Consider the following 18568-nt stretch of genomic DNA (forward strand, 5'->3'; position numbering starts at 1 on the left):
GGCTTATCAAAACTTATTTTTAGGTAGGAAGTAAAAATATAAGTTCTGATAATATAATTAAGATGCTGTAAATATATGCAAAATTTTAAATCTGAGACTTCAAATTAAAGATTTGGTAGAATTTCTTTCTATTAAACTGGTTTCTACAATCACTGTTTTATAAGATTCTCCTTCATCTGGTTTTCTTTCCAGTTTATCTATTAAAAGCTTTGCGGCTTCGCCTCCCATACGCTCCCCGTGCTGACTTACTGTAGTAAGACTGGGAATAAATCTTTTTGAAAGCTCACCATTAGTAAACCCAATTACAGATACATCTTCTGGAACTTTTAAACCTTTTTCCTGTATGGCCTTTATGGCGTGAATAGCGAAGTGTTCATTTACCGCAAACACTGCGTCTACTTCATTCTTATCAATAAAATCCTTTATTTCGGCTTCACTATTATCCATATCTTCTATTTTAAGGATAAGGTTTTGATCAACTTCAATATTATTTTCCCTTAAAATTTCAAGATAACCACGAGTTCTTAGTTTCCCAACACTCACATAATCTACAGTAGAGACAAGACCTATTTTCTTTGCCCCGGTATCTAATAAATACTGCACTGCCTTTTTAGCACCAATTACATCGTCTATAATCACTTTATCACAATGAATCTCATCTATTACACGATCAAACAAAACCAAGGGCATTCCTTGATTAATAACTTCGGCAAAGTGATGGTAATCCTCTTTTTGTAATGTCTCTTTAGCCATAGACATAATAAAACCATCTGTACTTCCATTGGCTAGTAGCTCCATATTAAGTACTTCTTTATCGAAAGAGTTGTTAGAGAGGCATACAATTACATTATAGCCTTTTTCGTTAGCTACTTTTTCTACTCCACTAATAACCGTAGTAAAGAAATAATGTACTATTTCTGGAATAATAATTCCTATAGTTTTTGTTTTTCGGTTTTTTAAGCTTAATGCTATATTATTTGGCTTGTAATTATAAAATTTCGCAAAAGCTTTGATCTTCTTACGTGTTTCTTCCCCAATTTCAGAACTATCTCTTAGTGCCCTGGAAACGGTAGAAATTGATACGTCTAATTCTCTTGCAATTTGTTTTAAAGTCAATTTTGGCCTCATAGCAATCTTTTATTTAGAAATAAACAAGGAGTTATTTTTAAGATATCGTAAAAATACCACAAAATACACGCGATACCCTCAAAATATAAAAGTTTTCAACACTCAAACGTTTGCGCAAAATAGTGGTAAGTAAGTTCCTATTTCTTCACATTCTATTTACATACATTTAACCTCAGGAAGTAAAAATATAAGCCAAATTTTTAGTAATAATCAATAGAAAAATTTATGAAAACACTATTCAAAAGCACGTTGATGTTGCTCCTTATGCTGCCAATAAGCTTTTTCGCACAGGAAACAGTGAGCGGTGTTGTTAGCGAAAGCGCAACCGGTCTTCCTATCCCGGGCGTAAACATTATTGTTAAAGGAACAACCAATGGTGCCGTTACAGATTTTGATGGTAATTATACCATTACTAATGTAAGCGAAGGCGAGATTCTTGTCTTTTCATTTTTGGGTTTTGCTACTAAGGAAATCCCATTTGCGGGGCAGGAAACTTTAAATGTTCAATTAGATGAAGATCAAGCTATCTTGGAAGAAGTAGTTCTTATTGGTTACGGTAGTACATCAGAGCAGGATGCTACTGGATCTGTAGAAAAGATTTCTTCCGAAAGCTTTAACCAGGGAGCGGTAGTTTCACCAGAACAGTTAATTGCAGGTAAATCTGCCGGGGTTAGAATTACTCCCGGAAGTGGTGAACCAGGCGCTGGATCTGAAATTAGAATTCGTGGCGGATCTTCTTTATCAGGGAATAACTCGCCTCTTATTGTAGTAGATGGTATTCCATTAGACCAAAGAGGAGTTCAGGGTGTAAGAAACCAGTTGAACTCTATTAATCCGAATGAAATTGAAGATTTTATAATTTTAAAAGATGCCGCAGCAACTTCCATTTACGGTTCAAGGGCTTCTAACGGGGTTATCTTAATCACCACTAAAAAGGGTAAAAAAGATAGTCCGCTTTCTTTAACTTATGATCTTAAAGTTTCGGCCGGAAGAATTATCGATAAAGTAGATGTTCTTAACGCAGAGCAATTCAGAACTTTAATTGAAAACACTCCGGGAACAGACTCCTCTTTATTGGGAGATACCAGCACAGACTGGCAGGACCAAATTTACCAAACTTCTGTAGGAGCAATTCATAACTTTACAGCAACACAAGGTTTCGAGGATTTCTCTTACCGGGTTAATTTTAACCATACTTCTCAAACAGGTGTGTTAAAAACTGATGTTTATGAAAGAAATGCGTTAAACATAGCTCTTAACCAGGATTTGTTTGATAATCATTTAAAACTAACCTTGTCTTCTAAAGGGATTGTAGATGAAAACCGTTTTGCAGATGATGGCGCTATTGGCGCTGCGATAGCTTTTGATCCTACGCAGCCGGTTTACCAGGATGGTAGTTATTTTGATGGGTATTATGAGTTTACTACCTCTCCCCAGCAACAGCAAATACAGGCTACACGAAATCCATTAGCACTTCTAGAGCAATTAGATGGACGCGGTACTACTAAGAGAAATATTACAAACCTAAATGCTGAATACAAATTTCATTTTCTTCCGGAATTGAAGTTTAATGTAAATGCTGGTTTTGATTATTCAGAAAACGACGGTTACAATAGACGACCTTTAACTTCCGCAGCAAATAATCAGGATATTCCTTATTTTGAAGACTACGGCGGATTCAACAGAAATACGCTACTTGATTTTTATTTCAACTATAAAAATGATATAGATTTTTTAAATACCGAGTTAGATCTTACTGCAGGGCATTCTTACCAGGAATTTTATATTACCAGCAAAAGAATTGAAACAATTTCTAACGATATCCAGGAATTCCCAAGAGAGATCAACCGTAATTCACTGGAATCCTATTTTGCAAGAGCTAGTTTTGATATTGCCGATAAATATTTGGTTTCAGGTAGTGTGAGACGTGATGGTTCTTCAAGATTTGGAGGAGATAATAAATGGAGTGTTTTTCCTGCGTTTTCTATAGGTTGGAAATTACAAAATGAAAATTTCCTTGCTACTTCTAATGTAATAAACCAGTTGAAAATTCGTGCAGGATACGGGGTAACCGGTAACCAGGAAATTGGACCAAATTATGGTTACTTCGGAGTTTACAATCCTAGTGTAGGTGGAGTTCGTTACCAGTTTGGTAATCAATTCTACAATACCTTACGTCCTGAAGCTTTTGACTCTGATCTTAAATGGGAAGAATTAAAAACCTATAACGTAGGCGTTGACTATGGTTTATTCAATAATAGAATCTCAGGTACGGTAGAAGCTTATTACCGGGAGACCGAAGATCTTCTAGCAACAGTACCAGTACCGGCAGGTGCAAACCTTACCGACCTTTTAGTTACTAATGTTGGTAGCACAGTAAGTAAAGGTTTAGAGTTTGCAATTAACGGTGCTATTATTCAGCAAGAAGATTTTAACTGGGATGTAAATTATAACATTACTTTCCAGGACCTGGAGATCACCAATCTTACATTAGGTGAAAACCCAGACTTTGAAATTGCTCAAGGAGGAATAAGCGGTGGTGTTGGTAACAACATTCAGCTTTGGAAAGAAGGTTACGACCCTACAACTTTTAATGTATTCCGCCAGGTTTACAATGAAGATGGGCAGCCAATTGAAGGTGCTTATGCAGATGTAAATGCTGATAACCAAATTACCGAAGAGGACCGTGTGCCTTACAAAAAGGCCACCCCAGATTACTTTATGGGGCTAACTAATACTGTAAACTATAAAAACTTTGATTTCAGCTTTACCTTCAGAGGTAACTTTGGGAATTATATGTATAATAACACACAGTCTGGAAACGGATTTGTTGGAGCAGGTACGGTAACACCGCAACCTTACTATTCTAATTTTAACAGTAATGTTTTAGAAAGTAACTTCAAAAACAACCAGTTCTTTTCAGATTATTACATCCAGAGTGCAGATTTCGTAAAATTAGACAACATCTCTGTGGGGTATTTATTCCCAGGAGAAGATTTGGATGTTAGAACTTCACTAACTGCTACCAATGTATGGACTATAACCAACTATGACGGTTTGGATCCTGAAATTGCAGGCGGAATAGACAATAATTTTTATCCAAGATCAACTACAGTGGTACTTGGGTTAAATCTTTCATTTTAAGAAATAATATTTAATAAAATAGTTATGTTAAAAACACTAAAACCATTCTTCATCCTTTTTATAAGCGCAGGCTTCTTCTGGGCTTGTGAAGACGATTTAGATTTGCAGCCTGAAGATAACAGGCTCACAGCAGAAACTACTTTTGAAGATCCAGAATCTTATAAGCAGTTTTTAGCTAAACTTTATGCCGGTCTTGCCGTTAGTGGCCAGGAAGGCCCCGCCGGAGATCCAGATCTTATAGGTCTTGACGAAGGTTTCTCCCAGTATTTAAGATTATATTGGTCTATGCAGGAACTTACTACAGATGAAGCTGTAATTGGCTGGAACGATGGAACAATTCAGGATCTACACGGCCAAAACTGGACTGCAGGAAACGAGTTTATTAGAACTATGTATTCCAGAATCTTGTACCAGGTTGCCCTAAACAACGAGTTTTTGAGGCAAAGTACTCCAGAACTTTTGGAATCTAGAGGTATTGCTGCTGAAGAAAGAGAGAATATAGCTAGCTATCGTGCAGAAGCTAGATTTCTAAGAGCTTTACATTATTACCACGCTTTAGATCTATTTGGTAACGTACCCTTTGTAACCGAAGAGGATCCAGTGGGGGCATTTCTTCCGCAGCAAATTAAGAGACCGGATTTATTTGATTACGTAGAGAGCGAACTTCTAGCTATAGAGAGTGAAATTGTTAGCGCGAATTCTAATGAATATGGACGTGCAGACCAGGCGGCAGTTTGGATGTTACTTTCTAAACTTTACTTAAATGCTGAAGTTTATACCGGCGAAGATCACTATACGGAAGCTTTAGATTATTCTGAAAGAGTAATTAATGCTAATTATTCTTTAGCTGATGATTACCAAAAATTATTCCTTGCAGATAACGACTCTAACGGGGCACAATCTGAAGTAATCTTCCCTATCACTTTTGATGGACAGGAAACACAATCTTATGGTGGAATGGCATTTATTATTCACGCCTCAATTGGTGGAGATATGGATCCTGAAGCTTTTGGTGTAAGCAGTGGCTGGGCCGGACTTAGAACTACATCTGCCCTGGTAGATAAATTCCCCGATGGAGCAGATTCTGAAGATAACAGAGCACTATTTTTTACTGAAGGACAAACAAAAGAAATCGAGGATATTTCCAGCTTTAATGATGGTTTTGCAATTGCCAAATTCAAAAACGTAACTGTAAATGGAGAACAGGGATCTGATGATACCGGAGAATTTCCAGATACCGATTTCCCAATGTTTAGACTTGCAGATGCTTACTTAATGTATGCAGAAGCACACTTAAGAGGTGGCGGTGGTAGCCAGGCGGCTGCATTAGGTTATATGAACGAATTAAGAGAGCGAGCTGATGCCAATCAAATTGGTAGCTCAGACTTAAACCTGGACTTCATTCTAAGTGAGCGTGCCCGCGAATTATACTGGGAAGCTCATAGAAGAACAGACCTTATTAGGTTCAACCAATTTACTGAAAATGGAGTTTGGCCATGGAAAGGTAATGTTCCTCAAGGAGCCACTACCCAAAGCTATAGAGACCTAATGCCTATCCCGGCTTCAGATTTAGGAGTAAACACCAACTTAGAACAAAATCCAGAATATTAATTTTATAAAAGAATTAAAATGAAAAAATTTTCAATTTTATTTTTAGCATTTGTCGCGCTACTAAGTTTTAACGCGTGTACACAAGACGACGATATTGTGTTCGTTGCGCAACCAGACCCGGAAGGAATTCAATTTAGTAATTCTTTACAAAGCACTTATGTATTACAGTCTGCAAATCCTGATAATCTTGCCGAAAGATTTGTTTGGAATGAAGTAGACTTTCAAGCTCCTACCACGATCTCTTATGAGCTTCAGGGTTCAGTGAGTGAAGCTTTTGATAGTTATATGGTAATAGGAAGCACCGGTAGCAATAACCTTGGTGTAACAATTGGCCAGATGTTAGATCTTGCCGAGGAAGCAGGTTTAGATAACGATCCTGAAACCGAAATGCCAAACACAGGCACCGTTTATTTTAAAGTAAGTGCATTTGCCGGTGAAGGTGAAGGAAATGCTCTTGAAGAATTTTCTGAAATCGTAAATGTTAATATAGAACTTCCAGAAGGTGAAGAAGAAGAAATTGAAATACCTAAATTATATATGGTAGGTAGTTTTCAAGCAGCAGGAGGTTATGGTAGTGACTGGACCCCAGCAGACGGCGCTCCACTAGCAGCATCTGCAGCTGGTAAAACAGATTTTGAAGGATTTGTATTTGTGAATGTAGACACTCCTGAATTTAAATTCCTTCCTAGCAATGAAAAATGGGATGGTGATTATGGAGATGCTGGTGACACTAATGGTGTTTACACCGGAGTACTATTACAGGAAGAGGAATCTAATGCAGGTACTCCTGATGGTAAAGGTGGATACTACTTTGTAGAAGCAGACACTGAGAAAATGACCTACGACTTAACCGAAACTAATTGGGGTATAATCGGAAACGCTACTCCAACTGGATGGGATTCAGATACCGATATGGTTTATGATCCTGTAACCAAAGTATGGAGCATTACTTTAGACCTTACCGCACAGGAAGCTCCAGATAATGGTATTAAATTTAGAGCTAATGATGCTTGGGACTTTAATATTGGAGACACAGATGCTGACGGAACCATGGAATTTGGTGGAGATAACATAGGTATCCCTGAAAATGGAAACTACACGATCACATTAGATCTTAGTAACCCAAGAAATTACACCTACTCCATTACCAAGAATTAATAATTTGGCAAAAAAAGGCTATCCTCTGGGTAGCCTTTTTTTAAATCTTAAAAAGATGAAAAAAATAAAATTAATACTACCGGTATTTTTGGGGCTCGCCTTGAGCTTTACCTCCTGTTCCAAAGATGATGATCCCGTTGTGGACCCTGATGATGATGGTTCAGGAGAAATCCCTGTGGAACCAAATGAGCCGGAATTACTGGACCTTTCCCAATATTCCAGCGGGCAAAAAGTAATGATGCAAACTTTCTACTGGGATGTAGAACCTCGCTTTGAATGGTGGAATAACCTTTCAGATAAAGTTGAAGGCTGGGCAGAGGTCGGGATAGATAGAATATGGCTTCCCGTGGCTACCAAAGGTCAATCTGGTGGTTACTCTATGGGCTACGACCCTTCAGATTATTTCGACTTTGGAGAATACGATCAACACGGGACTGTTCCTACACGTTTTGGAACACGCGAAGAGCTGGAAAATCTTATTTCTAAATCTCACGATCTGGGCTTAGAGGTGATTGCAGATATCGTTCTAAACCATAATTCGGGCGGCGGCCTGGAATACAATCCATATCGCGAAAAGGACACCTATACCCTATTCAACGAAGAAAATGGAAACGCCTCGGGCATGTTCAATAGAAATTACGAACATTTTCATCCGAATGATGTGAGCCAAAGTGATGAGGGCGATCTTTTCTTTTCTGAACAGGATGTAGATCACGATTTTCCTTATGTACAGGACTGGTTGTGGAAGAATGAGAATTCTGTAGCTAAATATTACAAAAATGAAATGGGCTTTGACGGCTGGCGATTTGATTATGTAAAAGGTTTTGGAACCTGGGTGATCAAAGATTGGATGAACGAAGTTGGAGGATTTGCTGTTGGAGAAAATTTTGATGGAAATGCCGATGTTCTTGTAGACTGGGTTGATGCAACCGGAGTTTCAGCTTTCGATTTTGCTGCATTCTATAAAATGGAAGAAGCTTTTGATCGTTTTGACGACCTAAATTATTTAGATGGACATACACTTCGTAAGGTTAATCCAGACAAAGCAGTAACATTTGTAGCGAATCATGACACTGAAAAAGACGAAAATGAAGACAATCGCATCGCTACGGAAAATAAAATGAAGGCTTATGCCTATATTTTAACACACGATGGATATCCTACAATTTTCTACTCAGATTACGAAAACGAAGCTTTTAACGAAGAAATTAAACAGTTAATCGAGATTCATAACAGCCTGGCAATTGGCGATGTAGAGGTGATTCACGTAGATAAAGACGAATATATAATGAAAAGAGAAGGGAATGCTGAAAACCCCGGATTAATTCTATATATTAGCACCGGAAATTCTACCTTACGTAGAAACGTTCAAACTAATTGGAATAACGTTACCCTGTTAGATTACAGTGGCAACTCAACATACACCCCTACCTCCGATGAAAACGGAATGGTAACAATTGAAGCTCCGGCGAATGGATATTCAATATATTCCATAACAAAATAGGTTTTATTTTGAATTTTCATAGGTGTTAATTCAAAGACTGGCTGGTTGTTAATTCAACCAGCCTCTTTTTTTTTATAGCTATTCAATTTTTCTTTGACTATGCCTAAGCTAAGTATTGAATCAACCTGGTTTTTAATTTAATTTTTTAGAAAATAGAACTCTCGAAGTCTTCAATAACTGGGAGCTTTAAAATAGACCTAACAGGTCTCGGAGACCTGTTAGGTCTTGTTCTTAAAAAGTTTATTTCATAAGAAAAATACATATAATTTTTGATCTAAAATAACATTAAATCAACTTCTCTACTTCAGCTTCAGCAATTTACTCCTACACAAACTTTAATTCTCTTTTTTTACAAATTTGTCAACTTTCGAATGTTGATAAATTCATATTTAACTGATAGTAAGCTTATTAACAATTTTTGTTTGATAACTTTTATTAACAAGATTTTATATTCTTGTACTTCTTTGTCTATATTTACATCCCGCTTGAAACTATTACTAATCCAAAATCTAAAATTAATATGGGTGTGAACACTACTACCGCCGCTCCTAAGACTTATAGCCAGGATGAGGCTTTTAAAGCTTCGCTAGACTATTTTAAAGGAGATGATTTAGCCGCACGGGTGTGGGTAAATAAGTATGCGCTTAAAGATTCCGATGGGAATATTTATGAGCTTACGCCAAACGATATGCATCGTAGAATTGCAAAAGAAATATCCCGTGTAGAGCAACGCTACCCAAACCCAATGAGTGAAGATGAAGTTTTTGATCTAATTAAAGACTTTAAATATATTGTTCCTCAAGGTAGCCCAATGGCCGGTATAGGTAACCCTTACCAAATTGCTTCCCTTTCTAACTGTTTCGTAATTGGTAACGATGGTGATTCAGATTCTTATGGGGGGATCATGAAAATAGACCAGGAACAGGTTCAGCTTATGAAACGCCGTGGCGGTGTTGGGCATGACCTTTCCCACATTCGTCCAAAAGGTTCGGCGGTAAAAAACTCTGCCCTTACTTCTACAGGCATCGTTCCTTTTATGGAACGTTACTCCAACTCCACTCGTGAAGTTGCCCAGGATGGTCGTCGTGGTGCGCTTATGCTTTCGGTTTCTATTAATCATCCAGATTCTGAAGATTTTATAGACGCTAAAATGGAGCAGGGAAAAGTAACCGGCGCTAATGTTTCAGTGAGAATTGATGACGAATTTATGCGTTCGGTTAAAGAAGATCGCAATTACGTTCAGAAATATCCAATTTTTAGCGAAAACCCAACGAAATCTAAAGAGATCGAAGCTAATAAGCTTTGGAAAAAAATAGTACATAACGCCTGGAAATCGGCTGAACCGGGAATCCTTTTCTGGGATACTGTAATTAACGAATCGGTGCCAGATTGTTATGCAGATCTTGGTTACAAAACGGTTTCTACCAACCCATGTGGGGAGATTCCACTTTGTCCTTACGATTCTTGTAGATTGTTGGCTATAAACTTATTTTCTTATGTAGAAAATCCGTTTACTAAAGAGGCTTCTTTCAATTTCGAACTTTTCAAAAAACATATTGCCGCTGCACAGCGCATTATGGACGATATCATTGATCTTGAATTAGAGAAAATTGATGCGATTCTTGCTAAAATTGAAGCAGATCCTGAAGGTTCAGAAATTAAAGGTGTAGAATATAATCTTTGGAAAAATATTCAAACCAAAGCTAAGGAAGGTAGAAGAACCGGAATTGGCATCACTGCTGAAGGTGATATGCTTGCCGCTTTAGGTATTAAATACGGAAGTGATGAAGGTGTAGACTTTTCAGTAAAAATCCATAAACATATCGCTGTTGAAGCTTACAGAGCTTCAGTTTATGCAGCAAAAGAAAGAGGTGCTTTCGGAATATTTGATTCAGAAAGAGAAAAAGAAAATCCTTTTATTCTTCGACTTAAAGAGGCCGATGAGAAATTGTATTACGATATGCTGGAATACGGCCGCCGTAATATTGCTTTACTTACTATTGCCCCAACAGGAACTACTAGTTTAATGACGCAAACCAGCTCTGGAATTGAGCCGGTATTTATGCCAGTTTATAAGCGAAGAAGAAAGGTAAATCCTAACGATAAAGATTCCCGTGTAGATTTTGTAGATGAAGTTGGCGATTCCTGGGAAGAATACGTGGTTTTTCACCATAGATTTAAAGAATGGATGAAAGTTAACGGTCACGAAATAACCGACGATTATACTCAAGCCGACCTAGACAAGCTGGTTAAAGCCTCTCCTTACTATAAAGCTACTTCTAACGATGTTGACTGGTTGAGTAAAGTAAGAATGCAGGGAGCAGTACAAAAATGGGTAGATCACTCTATTAGTGTGACCATTAACTTACCAAACGATGCTACTGAAGAATTGGTAGGTCAACTATATTTAGAAGCCTGGCAGGCAGGTTGTAAAGGAGTTACCGTGTATCGTGATGGTTCTCGTTCTGGAGTTTTAATTTCTAACGAAGAGAAAAAAGAAGAGGCTGAAGAAGAAAACAATACAGCATTCCCAACTACGCGCCCACAAAGCTTAACCGCAGATGTGGTTCGTTTCCAGAATAACAAAGACAAATGGATTGCTTTTATTGGCTTAATAGACGATAGACCTTACGAGATCTTTACCGGTTTTGCCGATGATGAAGAAGGAATTCTGCTTCCACGCTGGGTGACTGAAGGAACTATTATTAAAGCCAGAAATGAAGATGGAACTTCCCGATACGATTTTCAATATGAAAACAAACGAGGTTACAAAACAACTATAGAAGGCTTATCGCATAAATTCAATCCGGAATACTGGAATTATGCCAAATTGATCTCAACGACGCTTAGACATGGGATGCCAATTGAAAAGGTAGTAGATTTAATAAGCAGTCTGCAGTTAGATAGCGAATCTATAAACACCTGGAAAAACGGAGTTGCCAGAGCACTAAAGCGCTTTATCGCCGATGGTACCGTTGCCAAAAAGCAAAAATGTACAAATTGTAATTCGTCTAATCTTATCTATCAGGAAGGCTGCCTTACCTGTCAGGATTGCGGTTCTTCCAAATGTGGATAGCATAGACTCTTGTTAGATTAGATAAAAAAGGCCTTTTGAAATTTCAAAAGGCCTTTTTGTTTTTTTGAAGGGAAATGCTTGAAAAGGAAGTTTTAAAAAATCCACTCGTCAAGCAGAACTTGTTTCAGACTTTATCCCGAATTCGCTTCGGGATTCTAGCATGAATTGATTATACTCATCCTATATCCTGAAGTAAACTATCTCGGGGCAAGCCCACGAGGCATTCTTTGGAAACAAATTTTTAATTTCAAGGCAAGCCCCGGGGTATTATACCCTTTGGCGGTGCCAATAAATTCAGGATGATGATTTACAAAACTTTCAGTCTGTCTTAAAAAATTCTTCTATTCCAAACTTACCGAAATAATCCCCATACCATGCGGATTTTTCAACTCATTATACATAAATTACACATCACAAATTTCAATAGCCTTTCTTAAAGATCTAATTTCATCTGGACTCGTAGGAATAAACTCTTGCGCTACAAAACCTTTAAAACCGGTTTCTACAATGGCTTTCATAATTGCGGGATAAAATAGTTCCTGAGTATCACCAATTTCATTTCTTCCGGGAACTCCAGCAGTATGGTAGTGATTAATATGTTTATGATGCTTTTTAATGCTGGCAATAATATCGCCTTCCATCACTTGCATATGATAAATATCAAAAAGTAATTTAAAATTTTCTACCCCCATTTCTTCAGCTAGTGCAACACCCCACTCGGTATGATCTGCCATATAATCTGGATGATCAACCTTGCTATTAAGTAGCTCCATAACCAAAGTTACATTTTTCTCTTTTGCGTAGTCAAGCAATGGCTTTAAACCTTTTGCACAGTTTTTAATTCCGGTTTCCTCATCCATACCATGACGGTTTCCAGAGAAAACAATTACATTCTTTATATTGTGCTTTGAGGCTTTATCTATTAAACCACGATATTTCTCCTGAAGTTTGCTATGATTTTTAGGTTCATTAAATCCATGTTCAATATTGGCAAAATCATCGGTAGCCATAGAACAGACTAATCCATATTTTTCAACTGTTTCCCATTCTGATGGTCTTAGAAGATCTATAGCCTTAATCCCCATATTGGAACATTTTTTTGCAAACTCCTCTAAGGGAATATCCTGAAAACACCAACGACAAACCGAGTGATTAATATTATTTTTTTTATTTGTTAGGAATGTGCTATTATCAATATAATTCATAGCGGCAAAAGAAGATGCTACGCCGCCAATACTCAAAACTCCCGATCCTATCGCGATACCTTTTAAAGCATCTCTTCTGGAAAACTTTTTACTCATAATTGTTGGTTTTTAGGTTCTTTAATCATTATAGGGATGAAAAAATAATACAGTTAGCATTTAATCTGTTGGGATTTGAATTATACCCTCACCTAATTGTAATCTACATACCATCTTTTACAATAAGAGTAAATTTTACAATTATAATTTAGAATAAAAATTTTTTAGCTTATTATTTTTTAATTTTTCTTAACATTTTCATAAATAGAAAAAATAAAGATTAGGCAATTTCAAAATTATATCCTGACTCTAGAAGTTCCTGATAATTTTTATAGTCAAATTTATAGAGGAAAGCTCCTCTTCTGGAAGTAGATTTATCTTTTTCATTCAGTTTAACAAGGACATTGAGGGATAAAACTTTCTTTCTGAAATTTCTTGAATCAAGTTCTTTTTGATAAATGGCCTCATAAAGCTGCTGAAGTTGAGGAATTGTAAATTTTTCTGGCAGCAATTCAAAACCAATTGGTTTATACCTGGCCTTACGCTTTAAGCGTTCCAGAGCATCTTTTACCATTTGATTGTGGTCTAAAACAAGTTCTGGTACTTCTTCAATTTCATACCAGTGTGCTCCGTGTTTCTCAACCAGTTCTTTATCGTACTCATCCAATCTAATCAGCGCATATTGACCTATAGATATTGAACGATAACCAGGATCCCTTTCAGCTTTCCCATAGCTTTTAAGTTCTTCCATAAACACATTTTCAAGACCCGTAATTTCTTTAAGCACACGTTTCGCTGCCTGGTCTACATTTTCAGTCAACTTAACAAAGCTTCCAATTAAAGACCAGGAACCCTTTAGAGGTTCTACCCTTCTTTTAAATATTAATAGCTTGAGCTTACCTTCATCAAAACCAAAGATTATACAATCAGTAGCGACATAGAATTTATCGTTCTTACTGTAAAAGTCCTTTTGAAGCCGATTCATTTATATTTTGGAAGTTTGAGTTTAAATCAATTATTTCTTAAAATTACAATTCAGAATTATAAAGTCATTCTTTTTAAATAAAAAAAGCCCGGAAAAACCGGGCTTTTATCTTTATTATTTTACCAGAATAAAGCGTAAAGCATTACTACAATTAATAGAATAGCAAAACTACCTATATTAAATGCAGGACCTGTTTTAAAGAGAGATCTGCTAAGCTCAATTCCTTTTTCATGATCTTTCCCTTTACTTTCAACCAAACTAATCACTATCATTAATACCATGGTTAATATCCAGGTAAGCATCATTTGGTGCATAAACGGAAGTGTTACAAATATAGGACTGTCTATCCATCCATTAGGTCCTATCTTAAAGAAAAGCGCGATTGGTATTGAAGCAAGCACACCAAATATTGCGGCTCTGTTTGTCGTCTTTTTCCAGAATAACCCAAGCATAAATACGGCAAGAATACCCGGGCTAACTACTCCGGTATATTCCTGAATATATTGAAATACCTGACCTAAATTCTTCAATTGTGGAGCAAGAATTACGGCAACTATTAAAGCAGCAGTTGCAGAAAGCCTTCCTACTTTTACCAGGTTTTTTTCTGTAGAATTCTTACCAAAATAGGGCTTATAGATATCCATGGTAAAAATAGTGGCTGTAGAGTTTAACATAGAGGCTACCGAAGAAACAATAGCTGCTGCAAGGGCTGCCAATACCAAACCTTTTAAACCTGCCGGCACAAATTCCTGAATAAGCCACGGTGCGGCATTATCATTTATAATATTTCCAGTTCCACTAAAGAAAGATTCATCGGTAAAATCCAGGGAAATAACACCCTCTGGGCTCGTATTCATCACGTAGGCGATAATCCCGGGAATAACTACAATTAACGGAACAATTAATTTTAAAAATCCAGCAAGGATAATTCCTTTTTGCGATTCTCTAAGACTTTTTGCCGCTAAAGTACGCTGAATAATATATTGATTAAAGCCCCAGTAATATAAGTTTGCTACCCATAAACCTCCAATAAGCACAGCAAGACCGGGAAGATCCCACCAGGCATCTTTACCATTTGGGGTAATAATTTCTCCTTTTTCAAGAATCATTGAAAACTTCTCAGGAACTTGTTCATATACAGATACCATTCCTGAAATAACCCCGCCATCTTCTGTTACATGAGATAAAGCGATAAATGTGGTAATTAAACCACCTATAATAAGTAATACTACTTGTACTACATCGGTCCAGGCGACAGCTGAAAGCCCTCCGTATAGAGAATAAGCTGCAGCAAAAAAAGCAAGTCCTAAAATTGCATATATAAATAAAGAACCATCACCGGTTCCCATAATCGTATCTAGTGCAGTGGCCCCAAGGTATAGTACCGAGGTTAGGTTCACGAACACAAAAAGACAGATCCAAAAGACCGCTAAAATGGTTTTTAAGTTTGACCCATACCTCACTTCTATAAATTCAGGGATAGTATATAAGCCTTTATCAATAAATATTGGCAGAAAGAATTTCCCTACCAATAGTAGAGTAATAGCAGCCATCCATTCATAGGAGGCAATAGCAAGACCAATAGCAAAGCCTGAGCCAGACATACCGATAAACTGTTCGGCAGAGATGTTTGCAGCTATTAGAGAGGCTCCAATTGCCCACCATGGCAAACTTTTATCTGCTAAAAAATAACCTTCAGAAGAATCTCCTTTTCCTCTTGAAACGTATAAACCTATGCCCACAATCAAAAGTGCATAAGCCCCGAAAATAATCTGATCTAATAATCCAAATTCCATAAAGTACGCTGTTAAAAACCCATAATTATCTGGGTGTTAAATTTAAGTTCCGAAAAAGTATTTGACAAGTTTAAGAGTGAAATTTAAACGTGTTATTTTGAGACTGAAAACCGATAATTTATTCTGTTATAATATTTTTCTCCCGGTTTTAAAACTGCGTCAGGGAAATTTCTAAAATTTGGAGCATCAGGGAAATTCTGAGCTTCCAAACATAGCGAAGGGTATTCTGCCGCAATTTGGGTATAATAATTTAGGTCATCAGGAAGATCTTCAGGAGCATAGGCTACCAGTGCTTTTTGATTTGTTTGTACTTCCATTTTTATTCCCGTTAACGGAGCAAAAAGTCTTGCGGCCACTTCATCTTCACCAGATTTTAATACAAAACTGTCATCAAGGCTTCGATTGCCGATTAGTTTACTTTCACTAAAATTCTTTGGATGCTTTTTAAGTTTCGTTAAATTCCCGGTTGGCATCAGGTTTTTATCAACCTCCAAAATCTTTTCAGCATTAATCTTTAAAAAATGGTCACTAATACTGCCTCCTCCATTGAGGTTAAAATAAGCATGATTGGTAAGGTTAATCACCGTTTTTTTATCTGTATGTGCCGAATATTCTATTTGTATTTCATTATCCTCTGTAAGGGTGTATTTCACCTCAACCTCAAGGTTTCCAGGATAATATTCTTCCCCATCCTTGCTTAAATAGGTTAAAGTAGCCGAAGGATTTGGAGCGGCAGTCTCCTCCTTAATTTCCCATACTTTATACTGAAAGCCTTCCTGGCCACCGTGCAAATGCACACCATTTTTTTCAAAGAGCTTGTAGGTAGTTTCATCCAACTTAAACTCTCCATTGGAAATCCTACCGGCATAACGGCCCACTGAAGCACCGAAACATTTATTATGTTCTTTATAAATCGAAGTAATAAATTCTTCTGCCCTGGGACTTACCACTACATTTACCATATTCCCAGTTTTGTCTTTTATCTTAAAACTTAGCACGGCTGCGCCATAGTTAAGAACATCGAGTTGGCTACCTTGATTATTCACAAGGCTTAGTGTTTTTAGATCTTCTTTTTTGATAATTTTCAATTTCTTTTATTTAAAGGGTTTCTTTAGAAATCCAGGCGTTTACTTTATCTGTTAAGATATTCAAAGGTAAGGCTCCATCCAGAAGAATCACATCATGAAACTCCCTAATATCAAAATCTTCACCCAGTTGCTCTTTAGCATACTCCCTAAGTTCTAAAATTTTATTCATTCCAATCTTATAAGCCGTTGCCTGGCCGGGCATAACAATATGCCGCTCCACCATTTTTATACAATCACTTTCAGCATTTGGCGTGTTTTCTTTATAATAGGCTATTCCTTCTTCGCGAGTCCATTTTTTAGCGTGAATCCCTGTATCTACTACCAGTCTGCAAGATCTCCAAAGCTCCATGGCCAATCTTCCAAAATCTGAATAAGGGTCTTTATAATAGCCTATTTCTTTTGGTAATAATTCACTGTAAAGCCCCCAACCTTCAACATACGCAGTATAAGAACTAAATTTCCTAAACTGTGGCACCTCCTCTAATTCCTGGGCTATAGCAATTTGCATATGATGCCCAGGGATGCCTTCATGATATGCCAAAGCCTCCATTTGATATTTAGGCATCGCAGACATATCGTATAAATTTGCATAATACGTTCCCGGCCTTGACCCATCTTTTGCAGGTTGCTGATAAAAGGCTTTTCCGGCATTTTTTTCCCTAAAAGGCTCTACAGCCTTTACTACTAATTCTGCTTCAGGTTTAGTTAAAAAAAGTCTATCTAAATCCACTTTCATCGTATTGATGATACTCCTGGCTTCTTTAAGGTATTTATTTCTTCCGGTAGAATCTTTGGCATAATAGAATTGTTCGTCTTTACGCATAAACTCAAAGAAATCCTGTAATGTTCCTTCAAAGCCAACAGCTTCCTTAATCTTTTCCATTTCAGCATGAATACGGGCAACCTCATTTAATCCAATTTCATGAATTTCATAAGCTGAAAGATTTGTTGTGGTTGTTCTTTTTAAAGCATTGGCATAAAACTCCTCACCTTTAGGGAACTTCCAGGCTCCTGCATTGGTATTTGCACGTTTTTGCTGAGTTTCCAAAAACACAATTAAATCATTATAGGCCGGTTTTACTTTTTTAATAAGCACAGTTTCGGCTTTAGAAATAAGATCCTTTTTTTGTTCTTCAGAAATTTCTAAATCGTTTATTTTCAATTTAAAATCCTCCAACAATGCACTATTCTCTGAAGATTTTCCAAAAGGCTTACCTTTAATTAGGTTTCTACTGGACTCCAAGACCCTATCAAAAACAAATCTTGGTGGCACAATGCCATTTTGTTCCCTTATTTTTAAATTCCCAATAACATCTTCCATTACTTTAGGAATCCCCTCTAACCTTGAAATGTAAGCTTTAGCATCACTTATTGAATCTATGCGGTGCATATTGATTAAAAAAGCAGGTAGCTCTGCATGATAGCCAAACATTTGGTTTACCGGATAATTGTAAAACCTATAATCATAATCTTCTAATTCATTTTCTTGCTTTTGAAGATACAAGTCATAACTTAAACGTGTTTCCTTATTTAAGCTTGAAACATCAATTTTCTTAAGTTCTTCCAGGCGCCTCTTTGCTTTATTACGGTCTTCTACATATTTTAAATGCGAAAAATCATCCCATTTGCCGTAGTTGTTTTTTTGTCCAAGCCGGGTTTGCATCATTGGTGACTCTGCAACATCTTTTTGAAACTCCTCCTCAAAATACTGGTTTAATTCAGCAGAATGTGCTTCAATTTCTTCTTCTGAATAACTTTCTTTTGTTTGATTACAGGAAATCACCAAAACAAGTAGACCTAAATAGAGAATTTTATAAAAAAATCTGATGCTCATAAG

At 36.9% G+C, this 18568-nt stretch carries 11 protein-coding genes; 5 read left to right on the forward strand and 6 right to left on the reverse strand.

All coding sequences use genetic code 11. The annotated features are described in order from the left end of the window. Window positions 1–99: 99 nt before the first annotated feature. Complete coding sequence (locus B5X51_RS03465) at window positions 100–1128, reverse strand: LacI family DNA-binding transcriptional regulator (RefSeq protein WP_079719476.1); 1029 nt, start codon at window positions 1126–1128, stop codon at window positions 100–102. Between the two features lie 225 nt (window positions 1129–1353). Between B5X51_RS03465 and B5X51_RS03470 the strand changes: the two genes are divergently transcribed. The 5 genes from B5X51_RS03470 (at window position 1354) to B5X51_RS03490 (ending at window position 11621) form a co-directional block, all read left to right on the forward strand. Continuing rightward, window positions 1354–4272, forward strand: coding sequence for a SusC/RagA family TonB-linked outer membrane protein (locus tag B5X51_RS03470; RefSeq protein ID WP_079719477.1), 2919 nt, complete (start codon window positions 1354–1356; stop codon window positions 4270–4272). A gap of 24 nt (window positions 4273–4296) precedes the next feature. Further along, window positions 4297–5883 (forward strand): RagB/SusD family nutrient uptake outer membrane protein, encoded by a 1587-nt coding sequence (locus tag B5X51_RS03475; RefSeq protein ID WP_079719478.1) that lies wholly within the window; start codon window positions 4297–4299, stop codon window positions 5881–5883. An 18-nt stretch (window positions 5884–5901) separates the two neighbouring features. Then, complete coding sequence (locus B5X51_RS03480) at window positions 5902–7041, forward strand: SusE domain-containing protein (protein ID WP_079719479.1); 1140 nt, start codon at window positions 5902–5904, stop codon at window positions 7039–7041. A 55-nt stretch (window positions 7042–7096) separates the two neighbouring features. After that, window positions 7097–8545 carry an alpha-amylase gene (locus tag B5X51_RS03485; RefSeq protein WP_079719673.1) on the forward strand — a complete coding sequence of 483 codons (1449 nt, stop codon included), beginning with the start codon at window positions 7097–7099 and terminating at the stop codon, window positions 8543–8545. A gap of 520 nt (window positions 8546–9065) precedes the next feature. Beyond that, on the forward strand, window positions 9066–11621 hold the full coding sequence (locus B5X51_RS03490; RefSeq protein ID WP_079719480.1) for an adenosylcobalamin-dependent ribonucleoside-diphosphate reductase: 2556 nt from the start codon (window positions 9066–9068) through the stop codon (window positions 11619–11621). A gap of 404 nt (window positions 11622–12025) precedes the next feature. Here the strand turns inward: B5X51_RS03490 and B5X51_RS03495 are convergent, their stop codons facing one another. The 5 genes from B5X51_RS03495 to B5X51_RS03515 form a co-directional block, all read right to left on the reverse strand. Then, complete coding sequence (locus B5X51_RS03495; protein ID WP_079719481.1) at window positions 12026–12922, reverse strand: hydroxypyruvate isomerase family protein; 897 nt, start codon at window positions 12920–12922, stop codon at window positions 12026–12028. A 220-nt stretch (window positions 12923–13142) separates the two neighbouring features. Next, the gene (locus tag B5X51_RS03500) at window positions 13143–13847 is read right to left on the reverse strand and encodes an NUDIX hydrolase (RefSeq protein WP_079719482.1); all 705 of its coding nucleotides are present in this window, start codon (window positions 13845–13847) and stop codon (window positions 13143–13145) included. Between the two features lie 119 nt (window positions 13848–13966). Continuing rightward, window positions 13967–15643 (reverse strand): sodium/sugar symporter, encoded by a 1677-nt coding sequence (locus B5X51_RS03505; protein WP_079719483.1) that lies wholly within the window; start codon window positions 15641–15643, stop codon window positions 13967–13969. A gap of 92 nt (window positions 15644–15735) precedes the next feature. Further along, window positions 15736–16731: an aldose epimerase family protein gene (locus B5X51_RS03510; protein WP_245828693.1), complete on the reverse strand. Its 996-nt coding sequence runs from the start codon at window positions 16729–16731 to the stop codon at window positions 15736–15738. A gap of 10 nt (window positions 16732–16741) precedes the next feature. Further along, window positions 16742–18565 carry a DUF885 domain-containing protein gene (locus B5X51_RS03515; RefSeq protein ID WP_079719484.1) on the reverse strand — a complete coding sequence of 608 codons (1824 nt, stop codon included), beginning with the start codon at window positions 18563–18565 and terminating at the stop codon, window positions 16742–16744. Window positions 18566–18568 lie beyond the last annotated feature (3 nt).

The sequence above is a fragment of the Salegentibacter holothuriorum genome (assembly GCF_900168045.1).
In the GTDB taxonomy this organism is placed as follows: Bacteria; Bacteroidota; Bacteroidia; order Flavobacteriales; family Flavobacteriaceae; genus Salegentibacter; species Salegentibacter holothuriorum.

What these genes read in the sequence shown, in the direction of transcription:
- B5X51_RS03465 (WP_079719476.1), bottom strand. Translation starts at nt 1,128, where the DNA reads ATGAGGCCAAAATTGACTTTAAAACAAATTGCAAGAGAATTAGACGTA.
- B5X51_RS03470 (WP_079719477.1), top strand. Translation starts at nt 1,354, where the DNA reads ATGAAAACACTATTCAAAAGCACGTTGATGTTGCTCCTTATGCTGCCA.
- B5X51_RS03475 (WP_079719478.1), top strand. Translation starts at nt 4,297, where the DNA reads ATGTTAAAAACACTAAAACCATTCTTCATCCTTTTTATAAGCGCAGGC.
- B5X51_RS03480 (WP_079719479.1), top strand. Translation starts at nt 5,902, where the DNA reads ATGAAAAAATTTTCAATTTTATTTTTAGCATTTGTCGCGCTACTAAGT.
- B5X51_RS03485 (WP_079719673.1), top strand. Translation starts at nt 7,097, where the DNA reads ATGAAAAAAATAAAATTAATACTACCGGTATTTTTGGGGCTCGCCTTG.
- B5X51_RS03490 (WP_079719480.1), top strand. Translation starts at nt 9,066, where the DNA reads ATGGGTGTGAACACTACTACCGCCGCTCCTAAGACTTATAGCCAGGAT.
- B5X51_RS03495 (WP_079719481.1), bottom strand. Translation starts at nt 12,922, where the DNA reads ATGAGTAAAAAGTTTTCCAGAAGAGATGCTTTAAAAGGTATCGCGATA.
- B5X51_RS03500 (WP_079719482.1), bottom strand. Translation starts at nt 13,847, where the DNA reads ATGAATCGGCTTCAAAAGGACTTTTACAGTAAGAACGATAAATTCTAT.
- B5X51_RS03505 (WP_079719483.1), bottom strand. Translation starts at nt 15,643, where the DNA reads ATGGAATTTGGATTATTAGATCAGATTATTTTCGGGGCTTATGCACTT.
- B5X51_RS03515 (WP_079719484.1), bottom strand. Translation starts at nt 18,565, where the DNA reads ATGAGCATCAGATTTTTTTATAAAATTCTCTATTTAGGTCTACTTGTT.